Source organism: Streptomyces venetus (assembly GCF_039540295.1).
In the GTDB taxonomy this organism is placed as follows: Bacteria; Actinomycetota; Actinomycetes; order Streptomycetales; family Streptomycetaceae; genus Streptomyces; species Streptomyces venetus.
The window spans coordinates 71,867-88,929 of the sequence record NZ_BAABET010000004.1; the positions used below are offsets into that span (position 1 = coordinate 71,867).

Sequence of the window (17,063 nt, forward strand, 5' to 3'; positions counted from 1 at the left end):
GGGGAAGGGATCGGCGTTCCGCCCTCAGTGGAATGGGATGAACGGGACGGAACGGACGGGCCCGTCCGGTGCGTGTAACAGATTTTCCGCCGACCGGCGATTCGGCGGGCATGCGGGAGGCGTATCGGGGTACCCGAAACCCGGAGTGACCCAGGCAGATGCCAGCCGTGACTTTCGTGGGAGAGGTAATGGAGACCGCCGTGATCCGGTCGAAGGTACAGGCCGTGGAGAAGAACTCCGAGGCCAGCGCGGGTGACGGAGCACTGCCCGGAGTCGTGGACCCCCGGTCCGTGGCTCCGCGGGACGCCAGGGAACTGTCCCGCCAGTTCTTCCAGCGCCTGACGGAACTCGAAGAGGGCACGCACGAGTACCAGTACGCGCGCAACACCCTGATTGAGATGAACATGTCGCTCGTGCGGTTCGCGGCCGGCCGGTTCCGGGGCCGCGGCGACGACATGGAGGACATCGTCCAGACCGGCATGATCGGCCTGATCAAGGCCATCGACCGGTTCGAGCTGTCGCGCGAGGTCGAGTTCACGTCCTTCGCTCTCCCTTACATCGTCGGCGAGATCAAGCGGTTCTTCCGGGACACCACGTGGGCGGTGCACGTGCCGCGGCGGCTCCAGGAGCTGCGGGTGGAGCTCGCCAAGGCCCGCGAGGAGCTCGCCAGCCGACTGGACCGCGAGCCGACGGTCTCCGAGCTGGCCACGTTGATGAACATCTCCGAGAACCAGGTCGTCGAAGGGCAGATCGCCGCGAACGGGTACAACTCGTCATCGCTGGACGCCGCGCTCACCGGCGACGGGCCCGAGGGCGGCGAGGCTGTCCTGGCCGACTTCATCGGCGTGGAGGAGGACGGGCTGCGGCTCGTCGAGGACTTCCACTCGCTGGCCCCGCTGATGGCGGAGCTCAGCGAGCGCGACCGGCAGATCATCCACATGCGGTTCGTGGAGGAGGCCACCCAGGCGGAGATCGGCGAGCGGCTCGGCTGCTCCCAGATGCACGTCTCCCGCCTGATCAAGCGGATCATCACGCGGCTGCGCCAGGGCATGCTGGGCGAGCTGGGCTGCGCCTGACGCGGCCGGCGTACCAGCCCGGCGAAGACCAGCGGGTGCCGTCCCCCACGCGGGAGTGGGACGGCACCCGCCGTCGTGTTCGCCCAGTTCGCTTCCCGGTTTTTTCATGGCCCGGGTCGCACGGCCCGGGCGCACGCGCGCGGCCTATCCGTCGGTCACGGCTTTGAGCGGCAGCACGGCGCGCACCCGCTTGCCCACCGGCACCCGCTCCACGCTGACCTGCTCCGCGAGCGCGTGAACGATCTCCAGGCCGTGCCGCCCGATGCGCTCGGGGTTGCGCGGGAAGATACGGGGCAGTGCGGAGCTGCTGTCGTAGACCGACACCGTCACCGAGGTGTCCGTACCGACGAGCTCCAGGATGTACGGCCCGTTGCTGTGCCGGTCCGCGTTGGTGACCAGCTCGCTCACCACGAGCTGCACCGCTCCGTCGGCCCGGTCGTCGATGCGCGCGCACCACTCGGTCCTGAGCTGGTCGAGAAAGAGCGCGGCGAAGGACCGCGCTTCGGCGATACAGCCCTGCTCGCCGGTGTAGTGTGCCGCCCGCCTCAGCGGTTCCACGGGCACGTCGAAACCAGTCGGTATCACTGCCCCGTCCAGGTGGTCGATCATTCTTTTCTCTCCGGGAAGCCGGGCTGGCCGGACGCTCTGCACCAGTGCTCGTACCCCGAGCCGGGCTTTGCAGTCCTGACAGGTCTTCGGCCCGTCCCGCCCCCGGGGTATTGTCCCCCGCGCACGGGGCACCCGGAAGGAATCAGGACCGGTCGACGGCGGCCGGTCCGGATCGCCGGAGGTGTGCGGTGGTCTGGTGGATATGGCTGGTCGTGGTGATCGCGGCGCTCGCCGTCGTCGCCGTGGTGACGCTCGCCGTGCAGGCCGGCCGGCGGTCGGGCACGGTCATCGCGGTACGGCGCCGGCCCGGCGGGAAGGGCCCGCGATGAACGAGCTGATGGCGGCACGGAGCCTGACCACCCTGCCGGTGGTCACCCTGGGCGGCGAGGCCGTCGCCCAGATCAAGGACACCGTCTTCGACGCCGCTGCCGGGCGCATCACCGGCTTCACGCTCAGCGGCCGGGGGCTGCTGTCGGGTCCGCTGAAGCAGAGCCTGCCCTGGACGGCGGTGCACTCGCTGGGCCATGAAGCGGTCATGATCGTCGACGCCGGTGTCCTCGCGGACACACCGGTCGTGGTGGCGCGCCGTGAGGCCCAGCAGGGACGGGTGCTGCACGCGAGGGTGCTGACCGACGAGGGCGCCGAGGTCGGCACGGTGCTCGACGTGGTCGTCGAGGGCGGCACGAGCGGCCGGGTCGTGGGCTTCCGGATCGCCGCGGGCAAGGATCTGGTGCGGGGTTCCCGGCGCCGCCGGCACCGGGTGTACGTACCGCGCGGCGAGACGCTCGCCGTGTCCGGCCGGGCGCTGGTCATCCCCGCGGACGCCACCCGCTACGTCGCCGACGACCTGCCGTCCTTCGCGGCCCGGGTCGGCGCCTTCCACGAGGGCCGGGAGGGGACACCGTCATGATGCTCTTCTCGCAGACCCGGGGTCTGCCGGTCCTGACACTGACCGAGGCGGAGGAGATCGGCGTCGTGAGGTCGCTGACGGTCGACGCCCCGTCCGGTGTGGTCACCCATGTCCGGGTCCGGGGCAGGCACACCCGCAAGGACACGGTGCTGGCCTGGGGCGCCCTGCACGCCATCGGGCCGGACGCCGTGCTCGTCCGTTCGGCCGCGGCCCCGGCCGAGGCGCCGCCCCATCATGAGCTGCCGGGTCTCAGGATCCTCGCCGAGACGGGTGACCAGCTCGGCACCGTCCAGGACGTCGTGTTCGAGCCGGAGACGGGCCGCATCGAGGCGGTCCGCACCGTCCAGGGCGATCTGCCGGCCGATCGGCTGCTCGGGCTCGGCGACTACGCCCTGGTGGTCCGTGCCGGCTGAGTCAGGAGGAGGGGGCCTGCTCGGTCGTGCCGCCCCCGGTGCCGCTTCCGGTGTCGTTCCCGGGCGGGGACTGCACGTTCTCCGACGTCGGCGGCTCGTTCGTCGGTGGTTCGGACGTCGTCTCGCCGTCCGAGGCCGGCGGTTCGCCCGTGGGCGGCTTCGGCGAGGCCGGACCGGTCGGTGACGTCGGCGTGGTGCCGGTCACCGACGGGGTCGGCTGGTGCGGCGGCCGGGTCTTGCGGTCCTTCTTGCCCGTGTCCCCCGTGTCGCGCTTGAACCAGTCGCCGTCGGGCTCGCACATGACGAAGACGTCGATCGGATCCGGAGCGGGTGTCACCACGACGACGCCTGACGACTTGTAACCGGGCCACTTGCTGCCGGTGGTCTTCGGCGCGGTCCGCTGGGCGACCGGCGGGGTCAGCGGGTTGCCGCAGGCGCAGCGCACCCGGGGCACGCCGCGGTCGTCGACGAGTACGGCCGTGCCGGCCTGGAGGATCGCCTGATAAGCGGTGGCACGGCCGTCCCGGAAACCGTGGTTGGTGACGCGGGTGTCCATGCGCAGCTGCACGGGGGTGAGCGAGCGGAGGTAGGAGGGAACGTCCGACGGGTCGATGCGCAGGACCGAGGCGAACGCGCGCTGTTTGTCCGGGGCCCCCTTCAGGTACGTGATCTGCTTCTCCACGTCGCAGCTGGAGACGTTGCGGGTGCCGCCGTACAGACCGGGCGATCCGCCGTCCACACCCCGGACGGCGTTCTGCGACGCCGTTCCGGCGGGCGTGGGAGTGGTCGGCGGGGCGGAGCTCTCCTCGGCCGTCGAGTCGGTGAACGGGTCCGGCCCGGTGTCGGCCGCGGGCTGGAGGAAGATCTCACCGTCGGACGTACTGGTGCCGCCGTCGGACGCGCCGCCGGTGCCGCCGTCGGGCCGGGTGAGCACCACGGCCAGGATCACCGCGGCCACGACAGCACCGGCGATCAGCGCGACCCGGGGCACGGACCCCCACCACGGGCGGCGCGGCTCCGGTGACTCACCGCCCCCGGTCGGTGGTTCGGAGGGCGGGCCGCCCCCGGACGGCGGCTGGGACGGGCCCGACAGCGGGCCCGAGGGAGGGCCTGTGGGGCGGCCGGACGACGGTGGTTCGACGCTCACGAGCTCCTCTTCCCACGCGGGTTCTCCGCGGCCTTCGCACACTCCAGGCGTCTGGTCCTGGTCCATGCCGCTTTGTCCACTACGAGTTCATTGTGTGCCCGGATTCCGTCCGGCCCGCAAGCCGACGCGGACGGACCTCCCGACGGGCGTCCGGCACGGGGGCTGCTTAGCGTGGCAGCGTGAGTTCGCGCACCCCCTCCAGGCAGGCACACACCTCGGGCGAGCGGGCGGTCGCCCGCCACGGCTGGGGGCATGCCCTCGTCACGGTGGTCGGCGCGCTGCTCGCCATGGCGGTGGTGGCCTCGCTCGGCCTGTGGGCGGCGGGAGCCGCGGACCTCCCGGACGGCGCCTTCGTGCCGGTCACCGCGGCGACGATGGTCACGGCCGTCGGGGGCACGGTGAGACTCTCCGGGAGCGCCGGCGACCTCGCCGGCACCCAGGCGGGCCTGACCGTGATCCCGCTGTCCGTCACGCTCACCGGCGCGCTGGTGGTCGCCTGGGGATTTCTGCGGCCGTTGCGGCACCGCGCGGTCGCCGGTACGGCGGAGCTCGCCGGCTGGGCCGGCAGGGTCGCGGCCCTGTGGCTGCTCGCGCTGATCGGTCTGACGCTCGCCGCACGGCACACGTTCGACATCTCGCTCGGCGACGACGAGCTGGGCGAACTCGGCGACCTGTTCGGCGCTTCGCCGCGGATCGGCTTCACCACGGACGTTGCGCTGTCCGTGTTCGTCGGCATGGTGTGGCTGGCCGGTGTGCTGGTGCTGGCCCTGCTGGTGTCGCGCGGCGCCCCGTTGCCGGGCGGGCTGCTGCGCTTCCAGACCTCGGTGCGTCCGGCCGCGTACGCGATGGTCGCGCTGCTGCTGGCCTGTGTCGCCATCGGCGTGCTCATCGCCCTGGTCGTCGCGGCGGCCAAGGGACACGCGAGGGAGACGTTCGCGGTGATCCTGCTGGGCCTGCCCAACCTGGTGTGGCTGGCACTGACGATCGGCCTCGGCGCCACGTGGAACGGCCGGGTGGAGGGGCCGTTCGGATTGCCCATGCCGCATGTCCTCGACGAGGTGCTGCGCACCCCGGACATCGCCGAGCTGAACCTGCGGACGCTCGCCCAGTACGACGGCCGGGTGTGGTGGCTGCTGGTCGTCGACGTGGTGCTGCTGGTCGCCGCCGCGTTCGTGATGGCGGCCCGGTCGCCGGCCCATGTCCGGGCCTGGCAGCACGCCGTGCACATGGCGGCCGCCCTCGTGCTCACCGTGTTCATGATCTGCCTGGTCGGGCGTCTCTCCGCGCACTTCGGCCTGTCGGTGCTCGGCATCGGCGACCTGGGCGGCGGCCTCGGGGGCCGGCTGTTCCTCAGGCCCCAGTTGTGGGGTGCGGTGGGTCTGGCCGTCCCCTGGGGGCTGGTGACCGGGTACGCCGGGGCGCTGCTGGCGCGGCACGTCCGGCGACGGGGTGAGGTGCGCGCCGAGAGGGTGGGCTGACGGGAGGCGCACCGGCTGTGCCGGCTGTGCGGTGGCGGCGGGCCTACTCCCGCTCCACGAAGACCGGTTCGGCCCAGCGCGGCGGTGGCTTCGGCCGTCTCTCCGGGGGCTGCCGGGTCACCCGGGTGGCCCCGCGGCCGGGCTCGGGCCCGCTGCCCTTCGTCGCGGCGCGCAGAGCGGCGACGAAGGCGAGGCAGGACGGGTACCGGTCGTCGGGGCTCTTGGCGAGGGCTTTGGCGAAGACCGGGTCGGCCTGCGGGGCGACGTCGGGGCGGGCCTCGGTCAACGGCGGCGGATCGTCGTACTGGTGGGCCCAGAGCAGAGCCATGTCGTCGTCCCGGCGGAACGGCGGGTGGCCGGCGAGCACCTCGTAGACGACGCAGGCGAAGCCGTAGACGTCGCAACGGGCGTCGACCGGGCGGCCCGAGATCTGCTCCGGGGCGACGTAGTCCAGCGTGCCGACGAACTGGCCGACCGTGGTGAACCCGGTCAGCGACAGCGACTTCTTCGTCAGGCCGAAGTCGGTCAGGTAGACGTGCTCAGGGTGGTCGCTGTCGGTGCCACGGGACACCAGGATGTTGCCGGGTTTGACGTCCCGGTGCACCAGCCCGTGCTCGTGGGCCGCGTCGAGCGCGGAGGCGACCTGGGCGGCGACGCGCAGGGCGGTCGCCGCCGGCAACGGACCCTCTCGGTCCAGGAGATGGCGCAGGTCGCTGCCGGCGACGAACCGCATGGCGATGTACAGCACGCCGTCCGTCTCACCGGCCTCGAAGACCGGCACGATGTGCGGGTGGTCGATCGCGGCGGCGGCTCTGGACTCGTGTGTGAAACGCCGCCGGAACGTGTCGTTGCGGGCGAGTTCCGGGGCGAGCAGTTTGAGCGCGACGGTGCGTTCCAGACGCAGGTCACGGGCCCGGTAGACGACCGCCATGCCGCCGCGCCCGATCTCCTGCTCGATCCGGTACCCGGCGATCTGCTGCCCGATCAGCTCGGACGGCCGCCCCGAGAACAGGCTCGTCTCGCGGCTCAACGGGTATCACCCTCGGGCGATACGGCCCGGGTCGGCTCGGGCCCCACGACCCGAGTGGGCGGCGCTTCGGCGGAGTCGTCCCCCTCCTCCGCCGCTTCCTGCCCCTCCCCGTCCTCCTCGGACGACACGACCCGCGTGGGTTCCGCCTGCGCGGGACGGACGACTTCCCCGGCCTCCTCCTCCGCAGAGACGGCACGAGCGAGTCCGGGCCCGTCGTCAGCCCCGCCCCGAGCCGGCTCGGACACCACCACCCGCGTGGGCTCGGGCCCTTCAGACGGCACGGCCGACGATGCGGGAGCCTCAGGCGGCACGGCCGGCTCCGGCCCCTCCGGCCCTACCACCCGCGTTGCCTCAGGCGCCCCCGGCGGCACGGCCGGCGTCGATCCGGGAGCCTCGGACGACACGGCCTGCCCCGGTCCCAGTTCCTCAGACGCGACGACGCGCGTCGGCTCCGGCGCCCCTGGCGGCGCAGCCGGCGTAGATCCGGGAGCCTCGGACGACACGGGCGGCTCCGGCCCCTCAGGCCCCACCACGCGCGTCGGCTCCGGCCCTCCCGGCGGCACGGCCCGCGCGGACTCCCCATCCGGCACCACCACTCGCGTCGGCTCCGGCGCCCCCGGTGGCACGGCCGACGGCGATCCTGGGCCCTCGGACGGCACGGCCAACTCCGGCCCCTCCGGCGCCACCACCCCCGTCGGCTCCGAAGGTGCGGTCGGGGTGGGGTGCGGCTCGGGTGGGTGTGGGGTTTCCTCGGCGTGGGGCGGCATTCGGGGTCCGGGGCGCTCCTCGGGGGCCACGGGCGGCTCCTCCGTGGACTCGGGCGGCACCACCCGCGTGGGGGCTCGCGCCGGGGCCTCGGCCGGGCCGGGTGACGCGTCGTCGGCCCGGGGTGTCTCGTCCGTCGCGTACGTGCTCGCGCCGGCGCCCTCGGCGTACACCCAGTGCCCGTGCGCGGCGTCGTAGAGCCACACGGACTCGCCGTCGACGACGACACCGATGCGCAGCCCGCGCGTGCGGGTGTGGAACGACTCCCGGTCGAGGCCGTTCGCGAGATCCTCGACCGCCGAGCGATAGCGCGCCAGCGCCTCCTGCGCGCGCCCCAGCAGCGGACGCGGGTCGGCGGTGCGGGTGAGCGGGCCGTCCGCCGAGGGCGGGTCCTGCGGTACGGCGACCAGGCGGCGACCGTCGACCCAGGCCGACCAGCCGTTGAAGCACAGCACATGCCCCCAGTCGCCCTGCCGTTCGAGCAGCTGCACGGGAAGCAGGGGGTCGAGGTCCACGGTGGGCCGGGCCGGGTCGGGGGCCTCCCAGGCCGGCATCCCGTGCTGCGGGACGACGTGGGTGGGCCGGAAACCGGGAGTCGTCACAGGCGCCCCCTACTTCCGCATCACGGCCGGTTCGTGCCGGCGCAGCAGCCGGGACACGAGGAAGCCGAAGAGCACCGACAGCACGACCAGCATCCCGACGTCGAGCAGCCACGTGCCCGCCGAGTGGTCGAAGAGCGGGTCGTTGGTCAGGTCGTCGGGCACGATCCGGGCCAGGTCGACGGTGCCGGCCATCGCCGCCAGCGCCCAGCGCGCCGGAACCAGCCAGCCGAGTTGCTCAAGACCGGGCACGCCGTCCAGTTTCAGCAGCGCACCGCAGAACACGACCTGGACGATGGCGACGAGCACCAGCAGCGGCATCGTCACCTCTTCCTTGCGCACCAGCGCCGAGATGAGCAACCCGAGCATCATCGCCGTGAACGCCAACAGGGCGACGGCGACGGCGATTTCCACCAGGGGCGGCATCATCACACCTTCGTCTCCGGGCGCGCCGAGGTCGACGCCGAGCAGGGCGACCACGGTGAGCACCAGGGCCTGCAGCACGGTGATGACGCCCAGTACGACGACCTTGGACATCAGGTACGCCGATCTGGACAGGCCCACCGTCCGCTCCCGCTGGTAGATCACGCGTTCCTTGACGAGCTCGCGCACGGCGTTGGCGGCGCCGGTGAGCACCGCGCCGACGCACAGGATGAGCAGCGTGTTCATCGCCGTGTCGGCGGTCAGCCTGCCGCCGGACAGGGCCCGCGCCATCACCCCCATCACGAACGGCAGGGCGATCATGATGATCAGGAACGTGCGGTCGGCGCTGAGCGCGGAGGCGTACCGGCGCACCAGCGTGTTCAGCTGGGCGGTCCTGCTGCGCGGCCGGGGCGGCGCGGTGATGACGACCGGCCCGGACCGCGGCTGCCGGGGCTGGGCGGTGGCGTCGGCGACGTACCGGCCGTGGAAGGGCGAGGCGCGGTACTCCTCGGCCCAGCCCCGGTCCGTGTCCCGGTCGAACGCCTCGAAGGCCTCCGGCCACTGCTCGAAGCCGAAGTACGCCAGGGCGTCCTCGGGCGGCCCGTAGTAGGCGATCTTCCCTCCGGGCGCCAGTACGAGGAGCCGGTCGCACACGTCCAGGCTGAGCACGCTGTGGGTGACGACGATGACCGTCCGCCCGTCGTCGGCGAGGCCGCGCAGCATGTGCATCACGGAGCGGTCCATGCCGGGGTCGAGGCCGGAGGTCGGCTCGTCGAGGAAGAGCAGCGACGGTTTGGTCAGCAGTTCCAGGGCGACGCTGACGCGTTTGCGCTGGCCGCCGGAGAGGCTGTGCACATGCTGATCGGCGCGCTGTTCCAGGCCCAGTTCACGGATCACCTCGTCGACCCGGGCGCGCCGCTCGTCCTTGGCGGTGTCCTGCGGGAAGCGCAGTTCGGCGGCGTAGGAGAGGGCTTTGCGGACGGTCAGCTGGGCGTGCAGGATGTCGTCCTGTGGCACCAGGCCGATGCGCTGGCGCAGCTCGGCGTAGTCGCGGTAGAGGTCGCGGCCGTCGTAGAGGACGGTGCCGCGGTCGGCGGGCCGCTGGCCGGTGAGGGCGTTGAGGAGCGTGGACTTGCCGGCGCCGCTCGGGCCGACGACGGCGAGCAGGCACTTCTCCCCCACCGGGAACGACACGTGGTCGAGCAGGGTCTTGCGGCCGTGGTCGACAGTGACCGCGAGGTCCTGCACGTCGAGCGAGATCTCACCGGTGTCGACGTACTCCTGGAGTTCGTCGCCGACCAGGCAGAACGCCGAGTGGCCGATGCCGACGATGTCGCCGTGGCGGACCGGTGCGCTGGTCACGGGGCTGCCGTTGAGGTACGTGCCGTTGTGGCTGCCGACGTCGGTGATCTCGTACGTGCCGTCGGGCAGGGCGCGCAGTTCGGCGTGCCGGCGGGAGACCACCAGGTCGTCGATGACCAGGTCGTTGTCCGCGGCACGGCCGATACGGACGGTCCGGGCGGGCAGCGGGCGCACGGTGGTGGGCCGCCGGTAGGTGCCGGTCATGGCCGGCATGGAGACGGCGGAGGGGCGTTCCGGGGCCGGCGGGGGGCGGCCCAGCAGGACCATGCGCGGCCCGTCGGCGGGGTTGCCGAAGCGGATGACGCTGCCGGGGCCCACGTTCCGCTCGCGGATGCGCTGCCCCTCGGCATAGGTGCCGTTGGTGCTGTTCTCGTCCTCGATGGTCCAGTGTCCGTCTTCGGGCCGCAGCACCGCGTGGTGCCAGGAGACCCGGTCGTCGTCGATGACGATGTCGCTCAACGGGTCACGTCCCACGTGGTAGTCCTGGCCCGGCATCATCACCGTGGAGCCCGTCTCGGTCTCCAGGACCAGTTCTGGTGCTACCGACGGTTGCGCCATGACCAAGATTCTACCGATCTGCCCGGTATCTGACTCGGCGAGCGGGTCAGGCCACGGGTATGCCCAGGACGGGCGCCGCCCGCTGCATCCGCAGGGCGTCCACGGACTCGGCGAGCAGTTCGTACTCGGTGGTGTCGTCACTGGTGGCGATCCGCACCAGCCGTCCGGCCGCCAACTCCTCGGCGACCCGCTCCTGCTGGGCGGGATCGGCGCACCAGGCGCGCAGCAGCGTGGGCACGTCGGGTACGGTCTCGGCGACCGGCACGAGCGCGCCCGGCGGTAAGTGCTCGGCGTCCGGCCGGGGGTCGAGGCGCTGGGCGATCCAGGAGGCGCGGTCGCGCAGCCACCACAGAGCGAGGGCGAGGGTGGGCGCCCGGTAGGTTCCGAGGGGGACGCCGATGCGGCGGCCGTCGCAGACTCCGTAGGCCGTGACATGGCACAGAAACTCGTCGTGCACGTGACCCTCCCCCGTCGCCCGCCCGTCTGCCGGCCCGGCCAAGTCGTCCCGCGACTCGCGTGCTGTGCGTGAGGGCGCCGTCGCTGGATGTGAAAACGCTCTCGCAGGTCAGTATGTTCACTGCTGAAACACTGTCACCATGCCTTTCCGGCCAGTCTCCTGGCATATTCACACCTCGAGTTGGCCGAAACGCGCCGGGCCGCCCTCGGGGCGCATGACCCCGGAGGTAATCGACGGTCCCGCCGGGCCCGGGCAGGGTGGTGGTCGCCGGGTTCGCCACGAGCGTCGATCCGGCTCCCGACCAGCAGACCCGACCTCCCTGGAGGCTGATCGCCCATGTCCGCAACCGCCCGCCGTCACGAGGACGCCGTCGCCCGCTACTTCGAGGCCTGGAACGCCGAGGACCCGATCGCGCGGGAGAAGGCGGTGGCCGCCGCCTGGACCGAGGACGGCGGCTACACCGACCCCCTGGCAGACGTCAGCGGCCACGAGCAGATCGCCGCGGTGATCACGGCGGCCCACGAGCAGTTCCCCGGGTTCGTGTTCCGGCTCTCCGGCACGGTCGACGGCCACCACGACATCGCGCGCTTCTCGTGGGAGCTGGTGAGCGCGGCCGACGGTTCGGCGCCGGTCGCCGGCTCGGATGTGATCACGCTGGACGGGCAGGGCCGGATCAGGGCCGTGCTCGGATTCCTGGACCGGGTGCCCTCCGGCGCCTGAGACCGACGGAGCGATGAGTTTCCCGGCTCTCGGTGGTCTTTCCCGTGAGAGGCCACCGGGAGCGAAGGACGTACGCCATGACCACGCACGGAAAACTGGACACGGAATTCACCGCGACCCTGCGCAAGAGCCCCGCCGAGGGCGGCTGGACCTACCTGGTCTGGCCCCGGTCCGTCGAGTTCTTCGGCACCCGTGGCCTGGTCAAGGTCCGCGGGACGATCGACGGGCATCCGTTCCGCAGTTCGTTCATGGCGCTGGGCGACGGCACGCACAAGCTGCCGGTGAAGGCCGACGTCCGCAAGGCCATCGGCAAGGGCGAGGGCGACACGGTGACCGTGCGCCTGGAGGAGCGGATCGGCTCCTAGAGCCCCCGGGCCCCGGCCCGGGGCGGGCAGCCGCCCCGGGCCGGGCGTGGCGGGGTTACGGCTTGACGATCGCGTCGATCCTGGCCAGCTCGTCCGCGTCGAAGTCCAGGTTGCGGATGGCGCCGACGCTGTCCTCGAGCTGCCCCGCGCTGCTCGCGCCGACCAGCGCGGAGGTGACCCGGCCACCGCGCAGCACCCAGGCCAGCGCCATCTGGGCCAGGCTCTGTCCACGCGCCTCGGCGATGCCGTTCAGCTCGCGCAGCCGGCCCACCAGGTCCTCGGTGACCGCGTCGGAGTTCAGGAACGGGCTGTCGCTCGCCGCCCGGGAGCCCTCGGGGATGCCGTCGAGGTAGCGGGCGGAGAGCAGGCCCTGCTCCAGCGGGGAGAAGACGATCGAGCCGACCTGGAGCTCGTCGAGCGCGTCCAGCAGGCCCCCCTCCTCGGGACGGCGGTCCAGCATCGAGTAGCGCGGCTGGTGGATGAGGAGCGGGGTGCCCAGCTCGCCCAGGATGCGGGCGGCCTCGCGGGTCTGCTCGGCGGAGTAGTTGGAGACACCGACGTACAGCGCCTTGCCCTGCTGCACCGCCGAGTGCAGGGCCCCCATCGTCTCCTCCAGCGGGGTGTCCGGGTCGGGGCGGTGCGAGTAGAAGATGTCGACGTAGTCGAGGCCCATCCGCTTCAGGCTCTGGTCCAGCGAGGACAGCACGTACTTGCGCGAGCCCCACTCGCCGTACGGGCCGGGCCACATCAGGTAACCGGCCTTGGTGGAGATGACCAGTTCGTCGCGGTAGGCCGCGAAGTCCGACTTCAGGAACTCGCCCAGCGCGGACTCGGCGGCACCGGGCGGCGGGCCGTAGTTGTTGGCGAGGTCGAAGTGGGTGACGCCTAGGTCGAAGGCGCGGCGCAGGATGGCGCGCTGGGTCTCCACGGGCCGGTCCGGGCCGAAGTTGTGCCACAGGCCGAGCGAGAGCGCGGGCAGCTTCAGGCCGCTGCGTCCGGTGCGCCGGTAGGGCATGTCCGCGTAGCGGTCGGGGTGTGCGGTGTACAACGCGACTCCAGAGGGGTTGGCACGGTCGGGGAACAACCGCTGCCCACTCTGGCGTGACCTGCTCCCATGCGTCCAACAGAAGAATCCGATGGAATTCAGCGGCTACGCTTCTCAGTCATGGAACTGCGTCATCTGCAGCACTTCGTCGCGGTCGCCGAGGACCAGCACTTCACCCGGGCGGCGGAACGTCTGCTGGTGTCCCAGTCCGGCCTGTCGGCCTCCATCCGGGCGCTGGAGCGGGAGCTCCAGACGCCGCTGTTCGTACGCACGACCCGCCGGGTGACGCTCACCCCCGCCGGGCGGGCGCTGCTCGTCGAGGCGGAGCGCATCCTGGCCCAGGTGCGGACGGCCCACGAGGCCGTGGCGGCGGTGCAGGGCGTGCTGCGCGGCATGCTCACGCTGGGCAGCGAGCAGTGCATCGCCGGGGTGCATGTGGCGGGGCTGCTCGCCGCCTTCCGGCACCGTCACCCGGACGTGGAGATCTGTCTGCGGCAGGCCGGCTCGGGCGCGCTCGCGGAGGACGTCGAGGCCGGGCGACTCGATCTGGCGTTCGCCGTGCGGACGCAGGCGGACACCGACCAGCTGCGGTCGGTGCCGCTGACCAGCGAGCCGATGACCCTGCTGTGCCACTCCAGTCACCCGCTGGCCGCCGTCGGCGCGGCGGTCACACCGGAGGAGCTGGGCGGCGAGGTGTTCGTCGACTTCCACCCCGACTGGGGTCCGCGCCGCACCACCGACACGGTGTTCGCCGCCGCGGGGGTACGGCGGACCGTGGCCCTGGAGGTGAACGACGTGCACACGCTGCTCGACCTGGTCGACGAGAACCTCGGCGTCGCCGTCGTGCCGCGGCACTTCGCGCACAAGCGCGCCTCCCTGACCGCGCTGCCCGTGAAGGGCACCGGTGAGGCCGTCTACGAGACGGTGGCGCTGCTGCCGCCCCGGCAGGCCACCAGCCCGGCGGCCCGGGCGCTGATGGCGCTGCTGGAGAACACGGGCGGGTAAACCGCGACGCACGGGAGGCGGTGATGCGCGATGGTGGAGCCATGCATGCGAAGGACATCCTCATCGAGGGCTACAACCGCATCCAGGAAGAGGTCCACGCCACCGTCGAGGGGCTCGGGCCCGACGAGCTGAGCACCCGCCCCTCCCCCGACACCAACTCCGTCGCCTGGCTGGTCTGGCACCTCACCCGCGTTCAGGACGATCACATCGCCGACGCCTTCGACCTCGACCAGGTGTGGCTGTCCGAGGACTGGGAGAAGCGCTTCGGGCTGGGCCTGCCCCGCCACGACACGGGCTACGGCCACAGCCCGGCCAAGGTCGCCAAGGTCCGGGTCGACTCCGGCGAGCTGCTGACCGGCTACTACGACGCGGTGCACGCACAGACCCTCGGCGCCCTGCGCGCACTGGCCGCCAAGGACCTGGAGCGCGTCGTCGACGACCGCTGGGACCCGCCGGTCACCCTGGGCGTGCGGCTGGTCAGCGTCCTGTCCGACGATCTGCAGCACATCGGACAGGCCGCCTACCTCCGGGGACTGCTTCAGACGTCCGCCGCGTAGCCGGGCAGCACCACGTCGCGGATGAGCGCGTTCCGCTCGTCGAACGGGAGGAACGCGCTCTTCAGCGCGTTGACGGTGACCGTGCGCAGGTCCTCCAGGGTCCAGCCCGCCTGCTCGACCAGCAGGGACATCTCGCGCGTCATCGTCGTGCCCGACACCAGCCGGTTGTCGGTGTTGAGGGTGACGCGGAAACCGAGGTCCTTCAGCGCGGTGATCGGGTGCTCGGCGATGGAGGTCGCGGCGCCCGTCTGGAGGTTGGAGGTCGGGCACATCTCCAGCGCGATCCGCCGGTCACGGACCCAGCCGGCGAGCCGGCCGAGCTTGCCGGCCGCGAGGTCGGGGATGTCGTCGGTGATGCGCACACCGTGCCCGATGCGCTGGGCGCCGCACACCTGGAGGGCCTGGTGGATGCTGGGCAGACCGTGCGCCTCGCCCGCGTGGATGGTGAACGGCACGTTCTCGCGGCGCAGGTGCTCGAAGGCCGCCAGGTGGTCGGCGGGCGGGAACCCGTCCTCGGCGCCGGCGATGTCGAAGCCGACGACACCGGCGTCCCGGAACGCCACGGCGAGGTCGGCGGCCTCGCGCACCCGGTCGAACATGCGCATTCCGCACAGCAGGGTGCCGACCCGCACCGGCGTGCCCGCGGCGGCCGCCTTGGCCATGCCGGAGGCGAGGCCCTCCTGGACGGTCTCCACGACCTCGGCCAGGGTCAGCCCGCCGTTCAGCATCAGCTCGGGGGCGTAGCGCACCTCGCCGTACACCACGCCGTCCGCGGCGAGGTCGAGGACGTACTCCTCGGCCGTGCGCAGCAGCCCCTCGCGGTGCTGCATGACGGCGAGGGTGTGCTCGAAGGTGGCTATGTAGCGCACCAGGTCGCCGGAGTTGGCGGCCTCGTAGTACCAGGCGGCGAGCTCGCCGGGGTCGGTCGTCGGCAGGGTGTGGCCGACCGCGTCCGCGAGTTCCACCACCGTGGCGGGGCGCAGGCCGCCGTCCAGGTGGTCGTGCAGCACGGCCTTGGGGAGGCGGCGGATCACTTCGGCGTCTACGCGCGTAGCAGTCATGGCGGGTCTTTCCTGGAGCGGGTGGTTCGAATCGGAGGGAGGAGGGGTCAGCCGGCGGGCTGGAGCAGGTCCCAGCGGTTTCCGTACAGGTCCTGGAAGACGGCGACGGTTCCGTAGGGCTCGTGCCGCGGCTCCTCCAGGAAGGTCACGCCCGCGGCGGTCATCCGGGCGTGGTCGCGGGCGAAGTCGTCGGTGTGCAGGAAGAAGCCGACCCGCCCGCCGGTCTGATCCCCGACCCGGGCGGCCTGGTCCTCTCCCTTGGCGCGGGCGAGCAGCAGGCCGGTACCCGCCTCCGGTGCGCCGGGTTCGACGACGACCCAGCGGGATCCGTCGGGCCGGGGCGCATCCTCGGCGAGCCGGAATCCGAGGGCCTCGGTGTAGAAGCGGATCGCCTCGTCGTAGTCGTCGACGACGAGGGTGACCAGGGCGATACGTCTCATCGTGGCCTCTCGGAGGGTGGGGTTGACGCGAGAGGTTATACGTAAAACCCACAGGATGCCAACCACGCCGCATATTTGTAACTACTAGTATGTACACTCACGGTCACCCACACCTTGGAGGCTCCATGCCGTTCGTCCGCATAGACACGCTCCGGGCCGGCCCGGAGCGCCTCGCCGCACTCGGCCGCGCCGTCCACGACGCCTTGACGGAGACGATCGGCATCCCGCCCGACGACCGGTTCCAGGTCCTGGTGGACCACGACGGCAGGGGCAGCACCCTCCGGTACGACGACTACCTCGGCGTGCGGCGTGACGACGGCATCGCCTACGTCTCGATCACACTGCGCTCGGGCCGTACGCCGGAACGGAAGCAGGCGCTGTACCGGCGGATCGCCGAGCTCGCGCACGCGTACGCGGGCACCGAGCCGCGGAACGTGTTCGTCGTCCTGACCGAGAACGAGTCGGCGGACTGGTCGCTGGGCGAGGGGGTGGCGCAGTACCTCGAGAGCCCTGGGGATGTAGGGCCCGAGACCGAGGCGTGGGGCCCGTTCGCCCGCTAGCGTCTCGTGCATGAAGATCACCGAGCCGCCGCGTACGCCCGCACAGCGCAAGGCGGAACTGCTGGACCGCCTGGAGCGGGAGATCGACATCTGGGTCGCCACGGCGGACTCGGACGGGGTGCCGTGTCTGGTCCCGCTGTGGTTCGTGTGGCACGACGAGTCCGCATGGCTGTGCACCCGGCTGACGAATCCCACCGGCCGCAATCTGCGGGACGGCCGACGTGCCCGGCTGGCTTTGGGGGACACCCGGGACGTCGTGCTGATGGACGGGGAGGTGGACACCTTCCCCCTGCGTGAGGTGCCGCAGGGGGCGGTCGAGGCGTTCCGCACGAAGACCGGCTGGGACCCGCGCGAGGACCACGCCTCGTACGCGTTCTTCCGGGTGCGGCCGCACGCGGTGCAGGCGTGGTGCGAGAAGCACGAGCTGCCCCGACGGCACCTCATGCGGGACGGGACCTGGGTGGTCTGAGGGTCCGACCCGCG

General features: G+C 72.1%; 20 protein-coding genes. 11 read left to right on the forward strand and 9 right to left on the reverse strand.

Going from position 1 to position 17,063, the window contains the following annotated elements:
- The first annotated feature begins 188 nt into the window (after positions 1-188).
- On the forward strand, positions 189-1,076 hold the full coding sequence (locus tag ABEA82_RS14095) for an RNA polymerase sigma factor SigF (RefSeq protein ID WP_345661793.1): 888 nt from the start codon (positions 189-191) through the stop codon (positions 1,074-1,076).
- 144 nt (positions 1,077-1,220) lie between these two features.
- Here ABEA82_RS14095 and ABEA82_RS14100 read toward each other — a convergent pair whose 3' ends face one another.
- The gene (locus ABEA82_RS14100) at positions 1,221-1,685 is read right to left on the reverse strand and encodes an ATP-binding protein (RefSeq protein WP_345661794.1); all 465 of its coding nucleotides are present in this window, start codon (positions 1,683-1,685) and stop codon (positions 1,221-1,223) included.
- Positions 1,686-1,873: 188 nt separating this feature from the next.
- Here ABEA82_RS14100 and ABEA82_RS14105 point away from each other — a divergent pair, with 188 nt between their 5' ends.
- From ABEA82_RS14105 to ABEA82_RS14115, 3 genes are read left to right on the forward strand one after another with little or no spacing between them, the layout of a single operon-like run.
- Positions 1,874-2,014 carry a hypothetical protein gene (locus ABEA82_RS14105; protein WP_167545773.1) on the forward strand — a complete coding sequence of 47 codons (141 nt, stop codon included), beginning with the start codon at positions 1,874-1,876 and terminating at the stop codon, positions 2,012-2,014.
- Positions 2,011-2,595: a PRC-barrel domain-containing protein gene (locus ABEA82_RS14110; protein WP_345661795.1), complete on the forward strand. Its 585-nt coding sequence runs from the start codon at positions 2,011-2,013 to the stop codon at positions 2,593-2,595. The genes ABEA82_RS14105 and ABEA82_RS14110 overlap by 4 nt, the downstream gene beginning before the upstream one ends.
- Positions 2,592-3,008: a PRC-barrel domain-containing protein gene (locus ABEA82_RS14115; protein ID WP_345661796.1), complete on the forward strand. Its 417-nt coding sequence runs from the start codon at positions 2,592-2,594 to the stop codon at positions 3,006-3,008. Before ABEA82_RS14110 ends, ABEA82_RS14115 begins: the two co-directional genes overlap by 4 nt.
- A gap of 1 nt (position 3,009) precedes the next feature.
- Here the strand turns inward: ABEA82_RS14115 and ABEA82_RS14120 are convergent, their stop codons facing one another.
- Positions 3,010-3,999, reverse strand: a complete 990-nt coding sequence (locus tag ABEA82_RS14120) for a DUF6777 domain-containing protein (protein ID WP_425588517.1) — start codon at positions 3,997-3,999, stop codon at positions 3,010-3,012.
- Positions 4,000-4,334: 335 nt separating this feature from the next.
- Between ABEA82_RS14120 and ABEA82_RS14125 the strand changes: the two genes are divergently transcribed.
- Positions 4,335-5,633: a streptophobe family protein gene (locus ABEA82_RS14125; RefSeq protein ID WP_345661798.1), complete on the forward strand. Its 1,299-nt coding sequence runs from the start codon at positions 4,335-4,337 to the stop codon at positions 5,631-5,633.
- 43 nt (positions 5,634-5,676) lie between these two features.
- Here the strand turns inward: ABEA82_RS14125 and ABEA82_RS14130 are convergent, their stop codons facing one another.
- Genes ABEA82_RS14130 through ABEA82_RS14145 form a run of 4 tightly spaced genes read right to left on the reverse strand, consistent with a single transcriptional unit; the run spans position 5,677 to position 10,827 of the window.
- The gene (locus tag ABEA82_RS14130; RefSeq protein WP_345661799.1) at positions 5,677-6,663 is read right to left on the reverse strand and encodes a serine/threonine-protein kinase; all 987 of its coding nucleotides are present in this window, start codon (positions 6,661-6,663) and stop codon (positions 5,677-5,679) included.
- Positions 6,660-8,030 (reverse strand): hypothetical protein, encoded by a 1,371-nt coding sequence (locus ABEA82_RS38665; RefSeq protein WP_425588518.1) that lies wholly within the window; start codon positions 8,028-8,030, stop codon positions 6,660-6,662. Before ABEA82_RS38665 ends, ABEA82_RS14130 begins: the two co-directional genes overlap by 4 nt.
- 9 nt (positions 8,031-8,039) lie before the next feature.
- Entirely contained in the window at positions 8,040-10,370 is a 2,331-nt protein-coding gene (locus ABEA82_RS14140; RefSeq protein ID WP_345661800.1) for an FHA domain-containing protein, read from the reverse strand.
- 46 nt (positions 10,371-10,416) lie between these two features.
- Positions 10,417-10,827, reverse strand: a complete 411-nt coding sequence (locus ABEA82_RS14145; protein WP_003987947.1) for a hypothetical protein — start codon at positions 10,825-10,827, stop codon at positions 10,417-10,419.
- A gap of 336 nt (positions 10,828-11,163) precedes the next feature.
- Here ABEA82_RS14145 and ABEA82_RS14150 point away from each other — a divergent pair, with 336 nt between their 5' ends.
- The gene (locus ABEA82_RS14150; RefSeq protein WP_345661801.1) at positions 11,164-11,547 is read left to right on the forward strand and encodes a nuclear transport factor 2 family protein; all 384 of its coding nucleotides are present in this window, start codon (positions 11,164-11,166) and stop codon (positions 11,545-11,547) included.
- A 77-nt stretch (positions 11,548-11,624) separates the two neighbouring features.
- A complete protein-coding gene (locus tag ABEA82_RS14155; RefSeq protein ID WP_345661802.1) occupies positions 11,625-11,912 on the forward strand; it encodes a DUF1905 domain-containing protein in 288 nt (95 codons plus the stop codon).
- A gap of 55 nt (positions 11,913-11,967) precedes the next feature.
- Here the strand turns inward: ABEA82_RS14155 and mgrA are convergent, their stop codons facing one another.
- The gene (gene mgrA / locus ABEA82_RS14160) at positions 11,968-12,960 is read right to left on the reverse strand and encodes an L-glyceraldehyde 3-phosphate reductase (protein ID WP_345661803.1); all 993 of its coding nucleotides are present in this window, start codon (positions 12,958-12,960) and stop codon (positions 11,968-11,970) included.
- A gap of 117 nt (positions 12,961-13,077) precedes the next feature.
- On the opposite strand from mgrA, the gene ABEA82_RS14165 reads away from it, so the two are divergent.
- Both ABEA82_RS14165 and ABEA82_RS14170 read left to right on the forward strand, forming a co-directional pair.
- The gene (locus ABEA82_RS14165) at positions 13,078-13,962 is read left to right on the forward strand and encodes a LysR family transcriptional regulator (protein WP_345661804.1); all 885 of its coding nucleotides are present in this window, start codon (positions 13,078-13,080) and stop codon (positions 13,960-13,962) included.
- Between the two features lie 41 nt (positions 13,963-14,003).
- Positions 14,004-14,519, forward strand: a complete 516-nt coding sequence (locus tag ABEA82_RS14170; RefSeq protein WP_345661805.1) for a mycothiol transferase — start codon at positions 14,004-14,006, stop codon at positions 14,517-14,519.
- On the opposite strand, the gene ABEA82_RS14175 is transcribed toward ABEA82_RS14170, so the two are convergent.
- Both ABEA82_RS14175 and ABEA82_RS14180 read right to left on the reverse strand, forming a co-directional pair.
- Positions 14,501-15,580: an adenosine deaminase gene (locus ABEA82_RS14175; RefSeq protein WP_345661806.1), complete on the reverse strand. Its 1,080-nt coding sequence runs from the start codon at positions 15,578-15,580 to the stop codon at positions 14,501-14,503. The two genes, ABEA82_RS14170 and ABEA82_RS14175, sit on opposite strands and share 19 nt — an antisense overlap.
- Before the next feature lie 47 nt (positions 15,581-15,627).
- Complete coding sequence (locus tag ABEA82_RS14180; RefSeq protein WP_345661807.1) at positions 15,628-16,020, reverse strand: VOC family protein; 393 nt, start codon at positions 16,018-16,020, stop codon at positions 15,628-15,630.
- A 125-nt stretch (positions 16,021-16,145) separates the two neighbouring features.
- Here ABEA82_RS14180 and ABEA82_RS14185 point away from each other — a divergent pair, with 125 nt between their 5' ends.
- On the forward strand, positions 16,146-16,580 hold the full coding sequence (locus ABEA82_RS14185; protein ID WP_345661808.1) for a tautomerase family protein: 435 nt from the start codon (positions 16,146-16,148) through the stop codon (positions 16,578-16,580).
- 10 nt (positions 16,581-16,590) lie between these two features.
- Positions 16,591-17,049, forward strand: a complete 459-nt coding sequence (locus tag ABEA82_RS14190; protein ID WP_345661809.1) for a pyridoxamine 5'-phosphate oxidase family protein — start codon at positions 16,591-16,593, stop codon at positions 17,047-17,049.
- Positions 17,050-17,063: the final 14 nt, after the last annotated feature.